We start from the raw sequence: 18,776 nt of genomic DNA, 5'->3' as shown, positions 1-18,776 counted from the left end.
CGCTGCGCGGCTCAATCGTCGACAAGCCGGCTCCCACAGGTACAGCGCCAGCCTTCCGGTTGGCGCAGTCCCTGTGGGAGCCGGCTTGCCGGCGATTGGGGCCCAAAGCGCCCCGTGATAATCCCGGCTACCAGCCGCGCCCGGAATTCACCCAGAAGTTCACCGACAGCGAGGTGGTCACAGACTCCACCTGGTGGAACCATCCTTCGGGCAGGAATAGCAGGTCACCTGCCTGCAGCACCACGCGCAGGAAAGGCACTTCGCGCGCCGTCGGGAAACGCTGGTAGTCCGGGGCGTCAGGGTTGAAGTCGCAGCCGTCCAGGCCGCCCTTGGGGCTGGTCGACCAGGTGCCCAGAGCCGGGCGATGGTGCGGTGCGGCAAGGATGAACGACTTCTGCCCCCATACCTGTGCGAACAGGTTATCGGTGTCGTCGCGGTGCAGCGGCGTCAGTGTGCCCTTGGGGCCGATCCAGATACGCGGCGCAATGAACTTCTCGCGAGCGAAGTACTGCGGGTAGCGAATCAGCTTCAGCAGCTTTTCCGGCACGATGTTGTTGCCCATGTAGGCCGGGGTTTCGCCGGGTTTGGCAGGGGCATCGAGCGAGGCGATGAAGTCTGCCATGGAGGTGGAACGGAAGTCGCGGTCGGTGGAAAAGGTCTTCTTCACGTAGTCGCCGTGCCGGGTGATGCCCTGCAGTTCGGCAAAATGCTCCAGCGAGGCTTCGCGGCCCATGCTGAACAGCGGCCAGTCCTGCAGGGCATCGCTGATGACCACCGGTGTCCCGTGCTCCAGGTATTCGCCCTGGAAGCGTGCCAGCGGCATGTCGGCGCGGGCAATGCGTGTTACCTCGCGCTGTACCGGTTGTGCGGCCGATACCCGTTCGCTGAGGCGTGCCGGTGTCGGGTAACGTTGGTTCATCGATACCTTGGTCGCCGGTGCGCCGCGCCGGGCGTTGCTGATGATCTGTGGTAGCAGGGTGGCCAGGCCCATGTTGCCACTGATCTTCAGGCGGGCGCTGGCGAACAGCTCTTCTACGTTGGCAGTGCCGCCCATGATGCCCATGAAGTCACGCTCGGCCACCTCGATGGTAACGTCCGGAGCGCTGTGCCGGCCGGCACCGGTGCGGCTGCTGTCGCGCACCTCGGACCAGAAGGCCCGGTCCTGGCTGAAAACGAACTGGAAAACGCCTTCGATGCCGACGGCATGGGCGTTGGCGAACAGTTTGCTGAGGATGCTCTGAAGGTCCACGGTATGCCTCTGGCGGTCTTTCGTTGTGCAGGGATAACGAGTGCCTGCACCAACGATTTAGCCGTGTGGGCGGCTAATTTTTCGGCGTGCTGCTACGTCCCGTAGGGAGGCTCGAGTCACATTGTTCACCCAAGGAACCCACATGGCACTGCATCCTGATCTGGCGGCATTTCTGGAACTGGTCGAATTTGGCCGACTGACGGGCAGGAGCCTGCCCATGCACGCAATGGACGTGGCCCAGGCCCGTGCCGAGTTCGAAGGCAGCTCGCAGGTACTCGACCCGAGCCCGCCCGGCAACGTCACGGCCAGCGAGCTGCAGATAACCGCGCGCGATGGTGCTCGCCTGGCTGCTCGCCTGTACCGTCAGGGCGATGCTGGTGCTGCCTTGCAGCCGGTGATCCTGTACCTGCATGGTGGCGGCTATGTGGTCGGCAGCCTCGATTCGCATGACTCGGTGTGCCGTCGCCTGGCGGCCCTGGGTGAGTTTGCGGTGCTGGCGGCGGACTACCGGCTGGCACCGGAGCAGCAGTTCCCGAAGGCCCTGCACGATGTGCTGGACGCCGCCAACTGGCTGGCTGAGCAGGCGGCGTCGCTGGGCCTGGACAACCGCCGGGTGGTGCTGGCAGGGGACAGTGTGGGCGCCAGCCTGGCGGCGGTGCTGGCCATTACGTCGGTGCAGCAGCCCGAGGCGCTGGCGTTCAAGCCGCTGGCACAGTTGCTGTTCTACCCGGTGACCGACATCTCCTGCCAGCGTGAGTCCCATCGCGAGCATGCCGAGGGTTACCTGCTGGAGACGCCCACGCTGGAGTGGTTCTACCAGCACTATGCACCGCAGCGCGAGCAGCGCCTGGACTGGCGGGTGTCGCCGTTGCTGTCGACGCTGCGCCAGCCTTTGCCACCGGCTTACCTGTCCGTGGCCGAGTATGACCCGTTGCATGATGAGGGCATGGCCTATCGTGACTGGCTGGTGGCGGGCGGGACGGCGGTGACCTTCGTCCGGGTGGAGGGGTTGACCCATGACTTCTTGCGCATGTCGGGGATCGTGGGGCAGGTGGAGGGGATTTACCGGGATGTCGGGGAGTGGTTGAAGCGGGTCGGCGGCCAGTCCTGAGTTGAGCTCGCCGGGGGCGCGTTGCGCCCCTTTCGCGACACAAGGCCGCTCCCACAAAAGCACTGCGCCCACCGAACCATGGAGCGGCCTTGTGTCGCGATGGGCCGCACAGCGGCCCCAGGGCCTCACCCGCGAAGGTGCTTCTTCAACACATCGACCAATCGCTCGATCTCCGCCTCGGTATTCAACAGCCCAGGCGCCGTCCGCACCACCGGCCCGACATCCCGCGATACCGCATCGACCACGATGCGCTGGCTGTTGAGATATCGGGCCACCTCGTCAGCATCCTGCCCCGTGACCCGGAAGAAGGTGAACCCCGCCGAATATTGCGCACTGCGCGGTGTCACCAACTCTATCCCTGGCAATGCCTCGAGCCGCTGCCTGAGATAGCCATTGAGCCCATGAATCCGCGCCTGCACTGCCGCCTTGCCCAGCTGCAGGTGCAGCTCGAACGCCTTGCCCAATGCCCAGCGATGCTCGAACGCGTGGTAGCCCCCGGGCGTCATCACCGTGGCGAAGTCCTCGTTCTCGGAAAACGTGGCAATGGTCGGGTTCAGCTGCTTCAGTTCGGTGGACGCCGCACAGATGATCCCGGTACCCCGCGGCCCGAACATCCACTTGTGCGTGCCGGCGATGAAGTAATCACAGTTGAGATCGGCAAAGCGCATGTCTTCGACGCCGAAGCCATGCACACCGTCGATCACATAAATGATCTGGTCCTGCTCGTCACGCTGGCGATTGACCTCGCGCACCAGCGCGCCGATCTCGCCCACGGGCAGTTTCACGCCACTGCCCGAGTGCACCCAGGTCATGCCCAGCACCCGGGTTTTCGGCCCGATGGCCGCCGCGATGGTGGCCAGTACCTGGTCGCTGTTGACCTTGGCGGGGTCTTCGAACAGGCGCAACCGGTGCACCGGTGTGCCATCGCGCGTGGTGCGAAAGCCCATGGTATGGCGGGCGGCCGAATGCTCGTGCACGGTGGTGAGAATTTCCTGCCCCGGGGCAATCTTCAGCCCGCCATAGATCAGCCCCAGGCCTTCGGTGGTGCTGCCGGTCAGGGCGATTTGCCGGGGCGTCACTTCGAGGTAGCGGGCCGCCCATTCACGCACGACGGCTTCGTGCTTCCACTCCGACTGGCTGTCCCAGTCGACCATGCGGGCCGGGTGGCGGTCGAAGCGGGCACGCAGCGCCTCGATGGCTTCTCGCACGGGCCGTGGGTGCGAGGTGATCAGGAAGTTGGCAAAGTGCGCGTACGCCGGGTCCAGCTCGAACAGGTTGCGAAACGCGGCCCAGTCGCTGGCGGTGGCTGGCTGCGCAGCCGCCGCTTGGGCGGCAGGCGGCAGTGGGCCGGTGAGGGGCAGGGCGGCCGCAAGCAGGCCGACCTGCTTGAGAAAGGTGCGACGATCGTTCATCAAATGGCTCGCAACGGTCAGGGGGATGAGGTGGCGACAGGTTGCGCGGCGCGCTGCACCTGCTCCCACACCCGCAGAAAATTGCCGCCCCAGAGCTTGGCGATATCCGCTTCGGAGTAGCCGCGGCTGATCAGTTCGGCGGTGACGTTGCGTGCTTCACTGGCGTTCTGCCAACCGTCGATGCCGCCGCCTTCGTTGAAGTCCGAACTCAGGCCGACATGGTCGATGCCGACCTTGCGCACGGTGTAGTCGATGGCGTCGCCATAGTTCTTGAGCGTGGCTGGCGGCTCTTCCTCGAGAATGCCGTACAGCGCGTTGGCGTACTGGCCGACCTTCTGCTCGGGCCAGCCGGCGATCACCGGGTCACCTGGCATCAGTGCGTAGTCTAGGTTTGCCAGTGGCGGCAGGTCGTAGCGGGCGCGCAGGGCGTTGAGTTTGTCCTGGGTCTTGCTGCTCAAGGGCTTGAGGTAGGTGGAGAAGGCCACCAGCTGGACCACGCCGCCGCTGTCCTTGATCAGCTGCAGCTCCTTGTCGGAGAGGTTGCGCCTGATGTCGACCATCGCCCGCGGCGCCGAGTGCGAGGCCACCACCGGCGCGCGGCTGAGGGCAACGGCCTGGGCCAGCGCCTTGCTGGACATTTGCGACACATCGATGATCACGCCCAGGTCGTTCAGCCGCTGCACGGCGCGCTTGCCGAGCGGCGACAGGCCGTCCAGGGCATCGGCGGTGTCATTGAAGAACGGCAGCGGGCGCGAAGAGTCGGCCCAGCTGTTGTTGCCCACGTAGCTGAAGCCGAACATGCGCACCCCGCGCGCGGCCCAGCGGTCGAGCTGGTCGATGTCATCGCCCAGCGCATAGGCGTTGAGCATGCTGAGGAACACCGCGAACTTGCCTTCGCCGTGCAGGCGCCGCATGTCTTGCGGGGTATAGGCAATGCCCACCTGCTGCGGGAAGTCGCGGACCATGGCGGTGATGGCGTTGTAGCGTACCTCCTGGGTGTGGCGGGCCGCTTCGACGAAGCCTGGGGTAGGGCGGTGCGGCCCACCGTCACCGGTCCAGGACTCTGGCCAGGCGAAGATGGTCAGGGCCGCGCCAGATAACCGCCCGCGTGCGGCCTTGGCCAGGTCGAAGCGGCCACCGCCATCCTTGTCGGCCTCGCTGCCTTCGGTGCCGAAGGTCAGCGGCAAGGTGACATGGCTGTCGAACGAGAGAATGCGTTCCTGCAGGTCGTTGGCCTGGCGGGTCACCTCCCTGGAATAGCCGGCGGATGTGGCGAAGTAGTGCCAGGCTGCAAACCCGGCGCCAGCGGCAACCGCCGCGGCCAGGCTGATAAACAGGGCTTTCTTCCAGCGTGGAGTCGTCATCTTTGTCTCAGTAGGTTCACCGTCGAGGGATGGGCACAGAGGCCGCCGCTACTTGCAGTGAACGAGCTCGCACCCGGGAAATTTAGCTGCTATCTGGTCGCTGGCGCAGGGCCCTGTAGGAGCGGCCTTGTGTCGCGATAGGGGTGCGCAGCGCCCCCAGGATCTTCGCACCCCTGCAAAATTGCCGGGGCCGCCTTGCGGCCCTTTCGCGACACAAGGCCGCTCCTACATTGACCGAGTTGCCCTCAGGGCGGGGGTGGCAAGCCGCTAAATTTCGCCTGCCGTGCAACGTTCTAGCCTTGGACGGGCCGTGCTCCATGGCCGCAATGAATGCACAGGTATGCAATGACGATTTCCCGACGCGGTTTTATCGCCAGTGTGGCATTGACGGGTGTGGTGGTGCCCGGTGCGCTGGGGGCGCTGTATGTGCAGCGCCAGCGTGCCGCCGAGGAATTCCCGGAAACCCCTGGCGAGGCCGTCGTCGAGTTGGCCGATACCCGCCTGCAGCAGTTGGGCGATACCCTGCGCGGCATCTGGCGCTGGACCCTGCAGGGCAAGGATGCGGGGCTGGATGGCCTGCCAACAGGTGAACTGGAGCTGTTCCTGGATGTGGCAACCAACGGGCGCGCCTTGCGCGGCTATCTGGATACCCCCGAGCGCCTGCGTGGGCGGGAGGAGCCACGCTACCGCGTGATAGGCGACCTGTTGGCGGACAAGCCGGGTACCCTGCGCTGGCGCCTGTTTTCGGCCCAGGCCCGCTATGAATGCCATATCGTGCTCGACGAGGTCTGGGGCCGGTTCGGCAACGCCGGGCCGGCGACTCTCAACGGGCGCATTGCGCGCCTGGACCGCGCGCTGACATTGCCCGTGGAGGACAACCAGTTCCTGGCCCTGAAGCGTACCTTCCCCGAGGCGCGCGAGCGTACCCCGCTGAAACCGCAACTGCTGGCCTGGCTGACCGCCCCGGAGCATCGTCTGTTCCACCAGCTGTGGCACTCGTCGCGGGACAAATGGCACAAGCTGGGCAAGGACAAGCAGGACGCCCTGCGTGGTCTGGGCTGGCAGCCCGGGCCGCGTGACCGCGAGCGTGATGCGCGGGGCCGGCACAAGGACCGCAACGGCTCGGGCGAGGACTTTTTCTTCATGCACCGGCACATGCTTGGTAACGCCCGTGCCTTGCAGGACCTGCCGTCATGGACGCGCTTCCCGCTGCCGCAGCCGGAGCTGGAGCGCGACCGGGCCGGATTCGCCCGCTACTTCGACAACCATGACGGCAATGCCCTGCCGCCCACCTGGCTGGCCAGCGGTGATGCGGAATACACCCAGTGGGTGCGCGACATCAAGACGCCGGATACCTTCCATGGCAACTTCCAGGTCTGGGAGTCACGCTACACCGACCCGGAGTACCTGAGCACCTTGACCCTGGGCCAGTTCGGTTCGGAAGTGGAGCTGGGCCTGCACGACTGGCTGCACATGCGCTGGGCATCGGTGCCGCGCGACCCCTCCAACGGCATGCCGGTGCCGACGGCGCGCACCCCGGATGATTTTGCCGAACGCTGGTTCGCCGAGCAGAACGATTTTCTCGGCGACCCGTTTTCATCCCATGTGAACCCGGTGTTCTGGCACTTTCATGGTTGGATCGACGACCGCATCGAGGACTGGTTCCACGCGCATGAGCGGCTGCATCCGGGCGAGGTGCGGCGCCTGGAAGTCAATGGCGTGCCATGGTTTGCGCCAGGGCGCTGGGTGGAGGTGGCCGACCCGTGGTTGGGGCCGGATACCCATGGCTGCTCGACGGTGCCGGGTTTGCGGCCCGGGCGCAGTGTAGAGATGGACCCGGAGACCATGAAGCTGGCGTTGCGCATCATCTACAGCGATGACGACCTGCTCGACAAGCTGCGGCCCAAGGTACCGCAGCGGCCGTGGTATGCGCGCAACCTGAAGGTGGCGCAGCGCTCGCTTTGACTGGGGGCGCTCTGCGCCCCTTTCGCGACACAAGGCCGCTCCCACATGACGGCGCATGGCTTGAAAACGGAGCGAACTGTAGAAGCTCTACCTGTGGGAGCGGCTTGCGTCGCGATGGGCTGCGCAGCAGCCCCAGAAGACAACACGGTTTACTGCCCGAGCTGCCACCCACCCCCCAATGCCTTGTACAACGCCACGCTACCCTGCAACCGGGCCAGGCGCAGTTGCGCCTGCTGGTCCTGCGCCACATACAAGGTGCGCTGGGTCTCCAGCACGCTCAACAGCGTCTCTGCTCCCGCGCCATAACGCTGCTGCGCCAGGTTGAACGCCAGGCGCGCCTGCTCCACCTCTTCATCCTGCCACTGCCGCTGGCGGTCAACGCCCTGGATCGCATTGAGCGCTTTCTCGACATCGGCAAAACCGGCCAGGATGCTGCTGCGGTAGGTCTCCAGCAACTCCATCTGTTGCGCCTCGGCCAGTTCACGCGCGGCACGCAGCCGGCCGTTGTTGAAGATTGGGGCAACCAGGCCGCTGGTGAGTGTGTAGTAGGAGCTGTCGAACAAATGGGCAAAGGTATTGGCGCCAGCTCCCAGATTGGCCCCGAGGGTGAGCTTGGGCAGCATGGCGGCGCGGGCGACCTGCACGTTGGCGCTGGCGGCGGCAAGCCGCGCTTCTGCTGCGGCAATGTCTGGACGGCGGGTGAGCAGCTCGCTGGGCACGCCGCTGCCAATGGCGGGCCATTGCAGGGTGTCGATCGCGTCCTGGCTGGTGGGTAGCGACTGCACCGGGTCGCCGAGCAGGGTCGCCAAGGTAACGCGGCTGTCTTGCCACTTCTGTTCCAGTAACGGTAGCTGGCGTTGCTGTGCGGCCACCAGGCTGCGTTGCTGGGCCAGTTCCAGGCGCGTGGCGGAGCCGCTGCGCTGGCGTGCCTCGACCAGGCCCAGCACGTTCTGGGCATTGCGCAGGTTGAGGCGGGCAATGCGCAACTGTTCCCGCAGGGCCAGGCCCTGCAGGTAACTGTCGGCTACCGCGCTGACCAGGGTCAGCTCCACGGTCTGACGGTCGAAGCGGCTGGCATCCAGGCTGCGCAGGGCGCTGTCACGGGTCGCGCGCAGGCCGCCCCAGAAGTCGATTTCATAGCTGGCGCTGAGCTGCATGTCGAACGAGGTGCTGGTAGGTTCGCTGCGGCTGACATCCAGCTGGTCATAGCCGTCACCGTGCAGCAGGCGTTGGCGGCTGCCGTCCAGGCCCAGCTTCAGCTCCGGCAGCAGCGGCGCGCCGGCGATGACTGCGCGTGCCTGGGCCTGGCGTACCCGCGCCGTGGCGGCAGCCAGGTCGTGGGCATTGTGCAGGGCGTGCTGTACCAGGCGGTCGAGTTCGCGGCTGGCGAAGGCTTGCCACCACTGTGTCGTTGGCAGCTGGGCCGAGGGTGATGCGGCCTCGCCTTGCCAGGCGGATGGCGTGGCGATGCCGCTGGTGGGGGGTGGCGGCGTGCTGCAGGCGGCGAGGCATACGCATAAGGTCAACAGGCTGATGCGGCTAGGCAGAGTCATGGGTTATTCGCTGGTAAGGGCTTTGACCGGGTCTAGGCGGGCGGCCTTGCGCGCTGGCATGAAGCCGAACACGATGCCGGTGACGACGGCGCAGGCGAAGGCGCCGAGCATCGCGGGCAGGGCAAAGGCCACCGCCACTTCGGCCAGCATCAGGCCGCCACCGATGGCCAGGGCCAGGACGATGCCGGCCAGGCCGCCGACCATCGACAGCATTACCGCCTCGCTGAGAAATTGCCGCAGGATGTCGCGCTGGCGCGCACCGGTGGCCATGCGGATGCCGATTTCACGGGTGCGCTCGCGTACGGTCATCAACATGATGTTCATCACGCCGATGCCGCCCACCAGCAGCGAGATCGCGGCGATCGCCCCCAGCATCAGCGACAGGCTGTTCTGCGTGCGCGCTTCGGCCTGGATCAACGCCGCGTCATTGGTCAGCTCGAAGTCCCGGCGGCCGTTGTGACGCTGGCGCAGCAGCTTGTCGATGGCTGCTTCGGCCTCGTCGACCCGCGTGGAGTCGAGGGCGGCAACGGCGATGTAGTCCGGGTCGCGCTGGCCGAACAGGCGGATGGCTGCGGCGGAGTAGGGCACCACGATGCGCCCGTCGCTGTCCTGGTCGCCAGAGCTGGCGCCCTTGCCGGCCAGGATACCGACCACCTGAAACGGCACATTGCCAATCAACAGGTACTGCCCCAGCGGGTCGCGCCCAGGGTCGAGCATCTTTTCCCGCACTTTCTGGCCGATCACCGCCACCGCGGCAGCGTTGGCTTCATCGGCATCGGTGTAGAAGCTGCCTTGCACCGCCGGCCAGTTGAAAATCTCGGGGAAGCCGGTGTTGTTACCACCCACATAGAACCGCTGGCTGTTGTTGCCGTGGCGCACCATCATCTTTTTGCCGATCACCGGCATCACGTGCTTGACCTGCGGCAGTTGGCCGATGGCGGCGACATCGTCGAGGGTGATGGTGCCGGCCTGCTCGCCCAGGCTCGCCGGCTTGCCGTTGAGGTAGAGGATATTCGACCCGAAGGCTGCCATCTGCGCCATGACCTGGCGCTTGCTACCTTCGCCCACTGCCAGCATCACCACCACCGAGGCCACGCCGATGACGATGCCCAGCAGGGTCAGGGCGGTGCGGAAGCGGTTGACCCACATCACCCGCCAGGCCGCTTGCAGGGCTTCGAGCAATTCGCCTTTCCACGCCCCGTGCAAGGTCGCGCCACGGTCCAGGCGCTGGCGCAACTGGTCGGCCTGCAGCCCACGACCGTCGTCGACCGTGGGCTTGTCGGCGGCCGAGTCGCTGATGATCAGGCCGTCGCGAATTTCGATCACGCGCTGCGCCCGCGCCGCGACGTTGCGGTCATGGGTGATCAGGATGATCACGTGGCCCTGGCTGGCCAGCTCGTCGAGCAACGCCATCACTTCGGTGCCGCTGTGGCTGTCGAGGGCGCCGGTGGGTTCGTCGGCGAGAATGATATGGCCGCCATTCATCAACGCCCGGGCAATCGACACCCGTTGCTGCTGGCCGCCAGACAACTGGTGAGGGCGGTTGCCGGTGCGGCTGGCCAGGCCCAGGCGGCCGAGCAGGGCGCTGGCACGGGCGTGGCGTTCGTTGGCGGCGATGCCGGCATAGATGGCCGGCATTTCGACGTTTTCCTGGGCCGAACCCGAGGGGATCAGGTGGTAGCCCTGGAACACGAAGCCGAACGCTTCGCGGCGCAGCCAGGCCAGTTCGTCGCTGCCCAGTTCGGCCACATCCTTGCCGGCGAAGCGGTAGCTGCCGGAAGTGGGGCGGTCGAGGCAGCCGAGAATATTCATCAAGGTCGACTTGCCGGAGCCGGAGGCGCCGACGATGGCGACGAACTCGCCGGGATGGATGCGCAGGCTGATGCCATGCAGGATATCGACCTGGGGCGTTTCGACCCCGCCGTAGGATTTACGGATGTCGACCAGCTCGATCAGGGGTGTGCTCATTCAACCTCCGCTGACGCCAGAGGCGCCGATCACCAGGCGTTCGCCTTCGTTGAGGCCTTCCAGCACCTGCACCCGCAGGCGGTCGCTGAGGCCGGTGCGCACCTGGCGCTGTTCCACCTTGCCATCGCGGGTCAGCACATGCGCCAGGCGCAGGCCATCGCCGTCGTCCAGCGCAGCCAGGGGTACGGTCAGCACCTGGCTGGCTTTGCCTGCGACAAAGAACACCTGCGTGGTCATCTCGGCCATCAGCGCGCCGTCCGGGTTGTCGACATCCAGCAGCACGCTGTACTGCACCACCTGGCTGCCAGCACTGCCATTGCTGACGCTGGCCGGGCTGCCGCCGCCCTGGCTGGCCTGCTCCAGGGGCTTGGGCGGGATCGGCAGCACTTGCCGCACGGTGCTGGTCCAGCGGCGCTTGCCGCCGGCCAGGGTGGTGAAGTAGGCGGTCATGCCCGGGGTGACCTTGCCGATGTCGGCCTCCGACACCTGGGCCCACACGGTCATCGGCGAGAGCTTGGCGATGCGCAGGATCAACGGGGTTTGCTGTTGGGCATTGAGGGTTTGCCCTTCACGGGCATCCACCGCCACTACCGTGCCGTCCATCGGCGCATAGATGCGCGTGTAGCCCAGCTCGGCCTCGTCGCTGCGCAGGCTGGCCTGGGCCTGGCGGATCTGCGCCTGGAACATGTCGATGCGCGCCTGGGTGACCTTCAGCTGCGCGGCGGCCGTTTGCACGTCCTCGTCGCGGGTAGCGCCGGCGGCGGCCAGGTCCCGTTGGCGTTCGAGCTGCTGTCGGGCCAGTTGGAACTGCGCGCGTTGTTCGGCCAGCTGGGCCTTGAGGTTGTCGATCGAGTAGCGGCCGGCATCCAGCCGGGCCTGCTGGGTCGAAGGGTCGATCTCGACCAGCAGCTGGCCTTTGCGCACCGTGTCGCCGACCTCCACATGCAGGGTATGGATCTGCCCCGACGCCTGGGCACCGACGTCCACGTAGCGCCTTGGTTGCAGGGTGCCCAGTGCAGTGACGCTGCTTTCGATGTCGGCGCGGGTCACGGCAACCGTGCTGAGCGGCTGTGCGCCGTAGGGCAGGGTCTTCCAGGCCAGCAGGCAACCCAGGCCGAGCAGGCACAGGCCGCTGAGCAGCAGCCGGCGACGGGTGTTGGTTAAAGGTCTCATGCAGACATCCAGCCGAGGGGGTGCCAGATAGACGAAAGCGGCAGGGGGGGATTTAGCGGATATCGGATTGGGGCTGGCAGGTGTATGGCGGGAGGGGTGTGGCGCTAGGTCTCCCAGGCGCTGAAGCCCTCCAGCCATTCCCCTCTTGTTGCTGAGAATAATTATAATTTGTAAGATCGCACGCTGACATCACTCGGTCCCGCGTCGCTGCCTGAAAGGGCTTTCTGGCATAGGCTGGCAGGACGATCTCAGGTAACGTCGTGGAACATTACTATCGCGAACTGGTGGGCTTCCTTTCCGCGCGCCTGGGCAATCGTCAGGCCGCCGAAGATGTGGCGCACGATGCCTACCTGCGGGTGCTGGAACGCACCGACGCCGAGCGCATCGAGCACCCGCGTGCCTTCCTTTACCGCACCGCGCTCAATCTGGTGGTCGACCGCCACCGGCGGCATCAGGTACGTCAGGCCGAGCCGCTGGAGGTACTGGACAACGACGAGCGCTGGCACACCCCGGCGCCGACCCACGACATGCAGCTCGACCAGCGCCTTGCGCTGATGCAGCGCGCTCTGGAAGAGCTGAGCAAGGTCTGCCGCGACTGCTTCCTGCTGCGCAAGCTCGAAGGCCTGTCGCACCAGCAGATTGCCGAGCACCTGGGTATTTCCCGCAGCCTGGTGGAGAAGCACATCGTCAATGCCATGAAGCACTGCCGGGTGCGCATGCGCGAGTGGGAATCCTGATCGCCGGGTTGAATGCAGATGAAAATTCCGTCAGTCGATCACTTGATTTCCACGGTTTTCCCGACTTCTATCAAAGAAGACCCCTGCCAGGCGTAGCCTTGGCAGCAGCCGTTACTGGCGCAGTATGGTCATGGAGCCTACCCATCACCCAACTGCCCAGGTCCCACCATGGCCAACAAGACCCTGCGCATCCTCATCGCCGACGCACACCCGTGTCAGCGCCTGCAACTGGAGCGGCTGCTCAACGGCCTGGGCTACTACCGGATAGCGCCAGTGGACAGCTTCGAGGAGCTGCAGCGCCTGGTCCTGAGTGCCTTGCAGCCTTTCCACTTGCTGTTGGGCAATATCGAGCTGGCCAGCCATGTCGGGGTCGACCTAGCGCGCTTCTGTCGCGTCAGCACGCAGATCCAGCACGCCCTCCTTTATCACTCCAACCAGTTGCAAGTGCCCCTGGTGCCGCAGACCGAGCGCCAGGCCGTCAGCCTGAGCCTGCCCCAGGTGCCCGACAACGAGGCACTGGAGGCGTTCATGGCGATCATCGATACGCCACTGCTGGTCGGCAAGCTGCCGCTGCCGGGCACCATGCCGGTTGCCACGGCTCGGCCGCGGCCACGGGCCAATTTCGTCAACACCATGTTCAACCGCTAAAGCGGCGACGTACGGGGCACGGGGGCCGCTATTTGCTATCCTCTTGCCCTTTGCCGATTTGCGGACCCTGCCATGACTGCCATCGATACCGCTCGCCCGCCCCGGTTCAGCCGCGGCGACCACCGGACCCTGGGCCTGGCGGCGTTGGGCGGCGCGCTGGAAATCTACGACTTCATCATCTTCGTATTCTTTGCGCTTACCCTCAGCCAGCTGTTCTTCCCACCCGAGATGCCCGAATGGTTGCGCCTGCTGCAAAGCTTCGGAATCTTCGTCACCGGCTACCTGGCGCGGCCGCTAGGCGGCATCCTGATGGCGCACTTCGCCGACCACCTGGGACGCAAACGGGTCTTCAGCCTGAGCATCCTGATGATGGCCCTGCCGTGCCTGTTGATCGGGGTGATGCCGACCTACGCCGACATCGGCTATGCCGCGCCGCTGATCCTGCTGGCACTGCGTATCCTGCAGGGCGCGGCGGTGGGTGGCGAGGTGCCGAGCGCCTGGACCTTCGTCGCCGAGCACGCGCCAGCCGGGCGGCGCGGTTATGCCCTGGGTTTCCTGCAGGCCGGCCTGACCTTTGGCTATCTGCTGGGGGCACTGACCGCGACCTTGCTGGCGCAGTTGTTCACCCCGCAGGAAATCCTCGACTACGCCTGGCGCTACCCGTTCCTGCTCGGCGGGGTATTCGGCGTGATCGGCGTGTGGCTGCGTCGTTGGCTCAGCGAAACACCGGTGTTCCTTGCCCTGCGCGCGCGCCAGGAGCAGCCGGTGAGCTTCCCGCTGCGGCGGGTGCTGGGTGAACACCGTCGGGCGTTGATCCCGGCGGCGCTGCTGACCTGCGTGCTGACTTCCGCCGTCGTGGTGCTGGTGGTGATTACCCCGACAGTGATGCAGCAGCGCTTCGGCATGACTGCCGGGCACACCTTTGCCCTCAGCAGCGTGGGTATCGTCTTCCTCAACATCGGTTGCGTGCTGGCTGGGCTGCTGGTCGACCGCGTAGGCGCCTGGCGCGCGCTGATGCTCTACAGCCTGCTGCTGCCGGTGGGCATCGGCGCGTTGTATGCCAGCCTGGTGGGGCAGTGGGGCATGACCTGGCTGGCCTATGCGCTGGCGGGGCTGTCCTGCGGCGTGGTGGGCGTGGTGCCGTCAGTAATGGTCGGGTTGTTCCCGGCCGAGATTCGCGTGTCGGGCATCTCCTTTACCTATAACGTGGCCTACGCGCTTTGGGCCAGCACCACACCGCTGGCGCTGATTGCGCTGATGCCCTGGAGCCCGTGGGTGTGTGTCGGCTTTTGTCTGGTCATGGGCACAGTGGGGTTGCTGACGGCCTTGTATTTCGGGCGTCGGGAGCCATTGGCGTTTGCCCCGGAGCCGATGCCCATCATGTGTGGTGACAAATGAGCGTGTAATGGTCGGGGGGCTGAGACAGACTTCCTGAGCCGGCACCACAGTGGGATGGCACGCGGACTTTGTAGGAGCGGCCAGTACAGCCAGAACAGGTAAAACAAAAAGCCCTCGGCTCGTGAGAACCGGGGGCTTTTCGTTAGCGCAGGGCAGGGGCCTTACATGTTCGGGTAGTTCGGCCCGCCAGCGCCTTCAGGGGTGACCCAGGTGATGTTCTGGGCCGGGTCCTTGATGTCGCAGGTCTTGCAGTGCACGCAGTTCTGCGCGTTGATCTGGAAGCGCTTGCTGCCGTCTTCCTGGGTGACCACTTCGTACACGCCTGCCGGGCAGTAACGCTGTGCCGGCTCGTCGTAAAGCGGCAGGTTGCTGGCGATCGGCACGTTCGGGTCGGTCAGCTTCAGGTGGCAGGGTTGTTCCTCTTCGTGGTTGGTGCTGGAGAGGAATACCGAGCTGAGCTTGTCGAAGCTGAGCTTGCCGTCGGGTTTCGGGTAATCGATCTTCTGCGACTCTGCCGCCAGCTTCAGGCAGGCGTAGTCCGGCTTGGTGTCGTGCAGGGTGAACGGCAGCTTGCCACCGAACCAGTTCTGGTCCACATAGTTGAACGCCGCGCCCAGCAGCGGGCCGAACTTGTGCATGGCCGGGCCGAAGTTGCGGCTGGCGAACAGCTCTTCGTACAGCCAGCTGGCCTTGAAGGCGCTGACGTAGCCGTTGAGCTGGTCACCGCCTTCGCTGCCGGCGCTCAGTGCGTCAGCCACCGCTTCGGCGGCCAGCATGCCGGACTTCATCGCGGTGTGGCTGCCCTTGATCTTGGCGAAGTTCAGGGTGCCCAGGTCGCAGCCGATCAGCGCGCCGCCGTTGAACACCATCTTCGGCAGCGAGTTGAAGCCGCCCTTGCAGATGGCACGGGCACCGTAGCTGATGCGCTTGCCGCCTTCGAGGTACTGGCTCATTATCGGGTGGTGCTTGAGACGCTGGAACTCGTCGAACGGCGACAGGTACGGGTTGGCGTAGGACAGGTCGACTATCAGGCCGACCACCACCTGGTTGTTTTCCAGGTGGTAGAGGAACGAACCACCGGTGTTGTCCTTGGCCATCACGTCCAGCGGCCAGCCGGCGGTATGCACCACCAGGCCCTGCTCGTGCTTGGCCGGGTCGATTTCCCAGATTTCCTTCAGGCCGATGCCGTAATGCTGGACGTCGGCTTCGCTGTCGAGGTTGAAGCGCTTGATCAGCTGTTTGCCGATATGGCCGCGGCAGCCTTCGGCGAACAGGGTGTACTTGGCACGCAGTTCCATGCCAGGGGTGTACATGCCGTCTTTCTGGTTGCCTTCGCGGTCGACGCCCATGTCGCCGGTGACGATGCCACGGACCACGCCGTTTTCGTCGAACAATGCTTCCTGTGCGGCGAAGCCTGGGTAGATTTCCACGCCCAGGTTCTCGGCCTGCTGGGCCAGCCAGCGGCACAGGTTGCCCAGCGAGATGATGTAGTTGCCCTGGTTGTGCATGGTCTTGGGCACGAACAGGTCAGGCACCTTGGTCGAACTGGCGGCATCCTTGAGTACGTAGATGTCGTCACGCTTCACTTCGGTGTTCAGCGGCGCACCGAGCTCTTTCCAGTCTGGGAACAGCTCGTTCAGGGCGCGGGGTTCGAACACCGCGCCGGAGAGGATGTGGGCGCCGACTTCAGAGCCTTTTTCCACCACGCAGACGCTGATTTCGCTACCGGTTTCGGCGGCCTTCTGCTTCAGGCGGCAGGCGGCGGACAGGCCCGCCGGGCCGGCGCCGACGATGACCACGTCGAATTCCATGTATTCGCGTTCCACTGGTTCTCTCCTACTCATCAAGGCTCGTGCTGTTGCTTTGTCTTATGGGTGCGCGGGGCATTCGCGGCGGTTCTACGCAACGGCGGAACTGTAGCTGGGCAAATGACGGACTACACCGTTTTGTCTTGGCCGCGCATTATATCTACACCACTTGGCGGGTCCAATACAAACGTTTGTTTGAATTTGCCGCAGGCCAGTAAAATCACAGGAACGCGGCTGGAGGGTGACCGATTTGCCGTATTGACCGGATTGGGTGTTACGGTCAAGATACGAGCGGTTTTACGTTCGCCGTAGGCTTGCAGCCGGGCGCAGGTACACCTCTAAAGACCAGGTGTGGAGCAGGGTTTTGCGGCCTTGGGCCGGTTTGTAGTGGAGTTTACACGCCACGACAGGAAATGACCCGTGAGTATTTGTCGCAAGAGTCCGGACAAGACTGTTCGGTCACTGTGAAGTTACCGCCTCCCGGTACGTTTTTAGAGGTGCCCTTGTACCCACGCGCATCGCAGGGCTCTGCCCCTGGCGACTATCTATTCACCGGAGAGTAACGAGGAATCCATGAAGGTTCTTGTAGCTGTCAAACGAGTGGTCGACTACAACGTCAAGGTTCGCGTCAAGGCGGACAACTCCGGCGTCGACCTTGCTAACGTCAAGATGTCCATGAACCCCTTCTGCGAAATCGCCGTGGAAGAAGCCGTACGCCTGAAGGAAAAGGGCGTCGCGTCCGAGATCGTCGTCGTTTCCGTCGGCCCGGCCACTGCCCAGGAGCAACTGCGTACCGCCCTGGCCCTGGGTGCCGACCGTGCCATCCTGGTCGAAGCCGCTGACGAACTGAATTCCCTGGCCGTGGCCAAGGCGCTGAAAGCCGTTGTCGACAAAGAGCAGCCGCAGCTGGTCATCCTCGGCAAGCAGGCCATCGACAGCGACAACAACCAGACCGGCCAGATGCTGGCTGCGCTGACCGGCTTCGCCCAGGGCACCTTCGCCTCCAAGGTGGAAGTGGCTGGCGACAAGCTGAACGTCACCCGTGAAATCGACGGCGGCCTGCAGACCGTTGCACTGAACCTGCCGGCTATCGTCACCACCGACCTGCGCCTGAACGAGCCACGCTACGCATCGCTGCCGAACATCATGAAGGCCAAGAAGAAGCCGCTGGAGACCGTTACTCCAGACGCGCTGGGCGTGTCCCTCGCCTCCACCAACAAGACCCTGAAGGTTGAAGCCCCGGCTGCCCGCAGCGCTGGCATCAAGGTCAAATCGGTGGCCGAACTGGTCGAGAAGCTGAAGAACGAAGCGAAGGTAATCTAAATGACTATCCTGGTTGTCGCTGAATACGAAAACGGTGCCGTAGCCCCGGCCACCCTGAATACTGTTGCTGCTGCCGCCAAGATCGGTGGTGATGTGCACGTGCTGGTCGCTGGCCAGAACGTGGGCGGCATTGCCGAGTCCGCAGCCAAGATCGCTGGCGTGGCCAAAGTGCTGGTTGCCGATAACGCTGCCTACGCCCACGTGCTGCCGGAAAACGTCGCGCCGCTGATCGTCGAGCTGGCCAAGGGCTACAGCCACGTGCTGGCCCCGGCCACCACCAACGGCAAGAACATCCTGCCGCGCGTTGCCGCGCTGCTGGACGTGGACCAGATTTCCGAGATCATCTCGGTCGAGTCCGCCGACACCTTCAAGCGCCCGATCTATGCCGGTAACGCCATTGCCACCGTGCAATCGAGCGCTGCCATCAAGGTCATCACCGTGCGTACCACCGGCTTCGACGCCGTGGCCGCCGAAGGTGGTTCGGCTGCCATCGAAGCCGTCGGCGCTGCGCACGACGCTGGCATTTCGGCCTTCGTTGGCGAAGAGCTGGCCAAGTCCGACCGCCCAGAGCTGACCGCTGCCAAGATCGTCGTTTCCGGCGGCCGTGGCATGGGCAACGGTGACAACTTCAAGCACCTGTACAGCCTGGCCGACAAGCTCGGTGCTGCCGTCGGTGCCTCGCGCGCCGCGGTCGACGCCGGCTTCGTGCCGAACGACATGCAGGTCGGCCAGACCGGCAAGATCGTTGCGCCACAGCTGTACATCGCCGTCGGTATCTCCGGCGCGATCCAGCACCTGGCCGGCATGAAGGACTCCAAGGTGATCGTGGCGATCAACAAGGACGAAGAGGCGCCGATCTTCCAGGTAGCCGACTACGGCCTGGTCGCTGACCTGTTCGAAGCGGTTCCGGAGCTGGAAAAGCTGGTCTGATCCGCCTGCTTCACTTATAAAGAACCCGGCCCTCGTACAGGGGGCCGGGTTTTTTTTGGTCAGTTTCCGCCCAATCGCCGGCAAGCCAGCTCCCACAGGTACAGCGCAGTTCTCAAGGGCGGTGCTGTACCTGTGGG

At 64.9% G+C, this 18,776-nt stretch carries 14 protein-coding genes; 7 read left to right on the top strand and 7 right to left on the bottom strand.

The genetic code is table 11. The features are described from left to right. Positions 1 to 127 precede the first annotated feature (127 nt). A complete protein-coding gene (locus IRZ77_RS20665) occupies positions 128 to 1,249 on the bottom strand; it encodes a cupin-like domain-containing protein (protein ID WP_108481751.1) in 1,122 nt (373 codons plus the stop codon). Between the two features lie 142 nt (positions 1,250 to 1,391). On the opposite strand from IRZ77_RS20665, the gene IRZ77_RS20660 reads away from it, so the two are divergent. After that, complete coding sequence (locus IRZ77_RS20660) at positions 1,392 to 2,360, top strand: alpha/beta hydrolase (RefSeq protein WP_108481750.1); 969 nt, start codon at positions 1,392 to 1,394, stop codon at positions 2,358 to 2,360. A gap of 125 nt (positions 2,361 to 2,485) precedes the next feature. Here IRZ77_RS20660 and pvdN read toward each other — a convergent pair whose 3' ends face one another. Together pvdN and pvdM are read right to left on the bottom strand one after the other, a co-directional pair. After that, on the bottom strand, positions 2,486 to 3,772 hold the full coding sequence (pvdN, locus tag IRZ77_RS20655) for a pyoverdine-tailoring periplasmic protein PvdN (RefSeq protein WP_196174316.1): 1,287 nt from the start codon (positions 3,770 to 3,772) through the stop codon (positions 2,486 to 2,488). Positions 3,773 to 3,789: 17 nt separating this feature from the next. Further along, positions 3,790 to 5,136, bottom strand: coding sequence for a pyoverdine-tailoring dipeptidase-like protein PvdM (gene pvdM / locus IRZ77_RS20650; RefSeq protein ID WP_108481748.1), 1,347 nt, complete (start codon positions 5,134 to 5,136; stop codon positions 3,790 to 3,792). Positions 5,137 to 5,481: 345 nt separating this feature from the next. Here pvdM and pvdP point away from each other — a divergent pair, with 345 nt between their 5' ends. After that, the gene (gene pvdP / locus IRZ77_RS20645; protein WP_108481747.1) at positions 5,482 to 7,101 is read left to right on the top strand and encodes a pyoverdine maturation tyrosinase PvdP; all 1,620 of its coding nucleotides are present in this window, start codon (positions 5,482 to 5,484) and stop codon (positions 7,099 to 7,101) included. Positions 7,102 to 7,250: 149 nt separating this feature from the next. Here the strand turns inward: pvdP and IRZ77_RS20640 are convergent, their stop codons facing one another. Genes IRZ77_RS20640 through IRZ77_RS20630 form a run of 3 tightly spaced genes read right to left on the bottom strand, consistent with a single transcriptional unit; the run spans position 7,251 to position 11,795 of the window. Then, entirely contained in the window at positions 7,251 to 8,654 is a 1,404-nt protein-coding gene (locus tag IRZ77_RS20640; protein ID WP_108481746.1) for an efflux transporter outer membrane subunit, read from the bottom strand. Positions 8,655 to 8,657: 3 nt separating this feature from the next. Continuing rightward, complete coding sequence (locus IRZ77_RS20635; RefSeq protein WP_196174314.1) at positions 8,658 to 10,622, bottom strand: MacB family efflux pump subunit; 1,965 nt, start codon at positions 10,620 to 10,622, stop codon at positions 8,658 to 8,660. Beyond that, positions 10,623 to 11,795: an efflux RND transporter periplasmic adaptor subunit gene (locus IRZ77_RS20630; RefSeq protein ID WP_196174311.1), complete on the bottom strand. Its 1,173-nt coding sequence runs from the start codon at positions 11,793 to 11,795 to the stop codon at positions 10,623 to 10,625. Between the two features lie 260 nt (positions 11,796 to 12,055). Here IRZ77_RS20630 and IRZ77_RS20625 point away from each other — a divergent pair, with 260 nt between their 5' ends. The 3 genes from IRZ77_RS20625 (at position 12,056) to IRZ77_RS20615 (ending at position 14,578) form a co-directional block, all read left to right on the top strand. After that, positions 12,056 to 12,532 carry a sigma-70 family RNA polymerase sigma factor gene (locus tag IRZ77_RS20625; RefSeq protein WP_046615086.1) on the top strand — a complete coding sequence of 159 codons (477 nt, stop codon included), beginning with the start codon at positions 12,056 to 12,058 and terminating at the stop codon, positions 12,530 to 12,532. Between the two features lie 168 nt (positions 12,533 to 12,700). Beyond that, a complete protein-coding gene (locus IRZ77_RS20620; RefSeq protein ID WP_046615087.1) occupies positions 12,701 to 13,180 on the top strand; it encodes a response regulator in 480 nt (159 codons plus the stop codon). 72 nt (positions 13,181 to 13,252) lie between these two features. Continuing rightward, a complete protein-coding gene (locus IRZ77_RS20615; protein ID WP_196174309.1) occupies positions 13,253 to 14,578 on the top strand; it encodes an MFS transporter in 1,326 nt (441 codons plus the stop codon). 161 nt (positions 14,579 to 14,739) lie between these two features. Here the strand turns inward: IRZ77_RS20615 and IRZ77_RS20610 are convergent, their stop codons facing one another. Beyond that, positions 14,740 to 16,422, bottom strand: coding sequence for an electron transfer flavoprotein-ubiquinone oxidoreductase (locus IRZ77_RS20610; protein WP_196174307.1), 1,683 nt, complete (start codon positions 16,420 to 16,422; stop codon positions 14,740 to 14,742). A 537-nt stretch (positions 16,423 to 16,959) separates the two neighbouring features. On the opposite strand from IRZ77_RS20610, the gene IRZ77_RS20605 reads away from it, so the two are divergent. Together IRZ77_RS20605 and IRZ77_RS20600 are read left to right on the top strand one after the other, a co-directional pair. Beyond that, the gene (locus IRZ77_RS20605) at positions 16,960 to 17,709 is read left to right on the top strand and encodes an electron transfer flavoprotein subunit beta/FixA family protein (RefSeq protein WP_015271101.1); all 750 of its coding nucleotides are present in this window, start codon (positions 16,960 to 16,962) and stop codon (positions 17,707 to 17,709) included. Next, positions 17,710 to 18,639: an electron transfer flavoprotein subunit alpha/FixB family protein gene (locus IRZ77_RS20600; RefSeq protein ID WP_046615091.1), complete on the top strand. Its 930-nt coding sequence runs from the start codon at positions 17,710 to 17,712 to the stop codon at positions 18,637 to 18,639. Positions 18,640 to 18,776: the final 137 nt, after the last annotated feature.

Origin of the sequence: Pseudomonas pudica (assembly GCF_015680405.1) — a bacterium.
Classification (GTDB): Bacteria; Pseudomonadota; Gammaproteobacteria; order Pseudomonadales; family Pseudomonadaceae; genus Aquipseudomonas; species Aquipseudomonas pudica.
The sequence above is the reverse complement of the archived record's forward strand: the minus strand, read 5'-3'. Positions and strand labels throughout refer to the sequence as shown.

What these genes read in the sequence shown, in the direction of transcription:
- IRZ77_RS20605 (WP_015271101.1), top strand. Translation starts at nt 16,960, where the DNA reads ATGAAGGTTCTTGTAGCTGTCAAACGAGTGGTCGACTACAACGTCAAG.
- pvdN (WP_196174316.1), bottom strand. Translation starts at nt 3,772, where the DNA reads ATGAACGATCGTCGCACCTTTCTCAAGCAGGTCGGCCTGCTTGCGGCC.
- IRZ77_RS20620 (WP_046615087.1), top strand. Translation starts at nt 12,701, where the DNA reads ATGGCCAACAAGACCCTGCGCATCCTCATCGCCGACGCACACCCGTGT.
- IRZ77_RS20635 (WP_196174314.1), bottom strand. Translation starts at nt 10,622, where the DNA reads ATGAGCACACCCCTGATCGAGCTGGTCGACATCCGTAAATCCTACGGC.
- IRZ77_RS20610 (WP_196174307.1), bottom strand. Translation starts at nt 16,422, where the DNA reads ATGAGTAGGAGAGAACCAGTGGAACGCGAATACATGGAATTCGACGTG.
- IRZ77_RS20600 (WP_046615091.1), top strand. Translation starts at nt 17,710, where the DNA reads ATGACTATCCTGGTTGTCGCTGAATACGAAAACGGTGCCGTAGCCCCG.
- pvdM (WP_108481748.1), bottom strand. Translation starts at nt 5,136, where the DNA reads ATGACGACTCCACGCTGGAAGAAAGCCCTGTTTATCAGCCTGGCCGCG.
- pvdP (WP_108481747.1), top strand. Translation starts at nt 5,482, where the DNA reads ATGACGATTTCCCGACGCGGTTTTATCGCCAGTGTGGCATTGACGGGT.
- IRZ77_RS20615 (WP_196174309.1), top strand. Translation starts at nt 13,253, where the DNA reads ATGACTGCCATCGATACCGCTCGCCCGCCCCGGTTCAGCCGCGGCGAC.
- IRZ77_RS20640 (WP_108481746.1), bottom strand. Translation starts at nt 8,654, where the DNA reads ATGACTCTGCCTAGCCGCATCAGCCTGTTGACCTTATGCGTATGCCTC.
- IRZ77_RS20660 (WP_108481750.1), top strand. Translation starts at nt 1,392, where the DNA reads ATGGCACTGCATCCTGATCTGGCGGCATTTCTGGAACTGGTCGAATTT.
- IRZ77_RS20630 (WP_196174311.1), bottom strand. Translation starts at nt 11,795, where the DNA reads ATGAGACCTTTAACCAACACCCGTCGCCGGCTGCTGCTCAGCGGCCTG.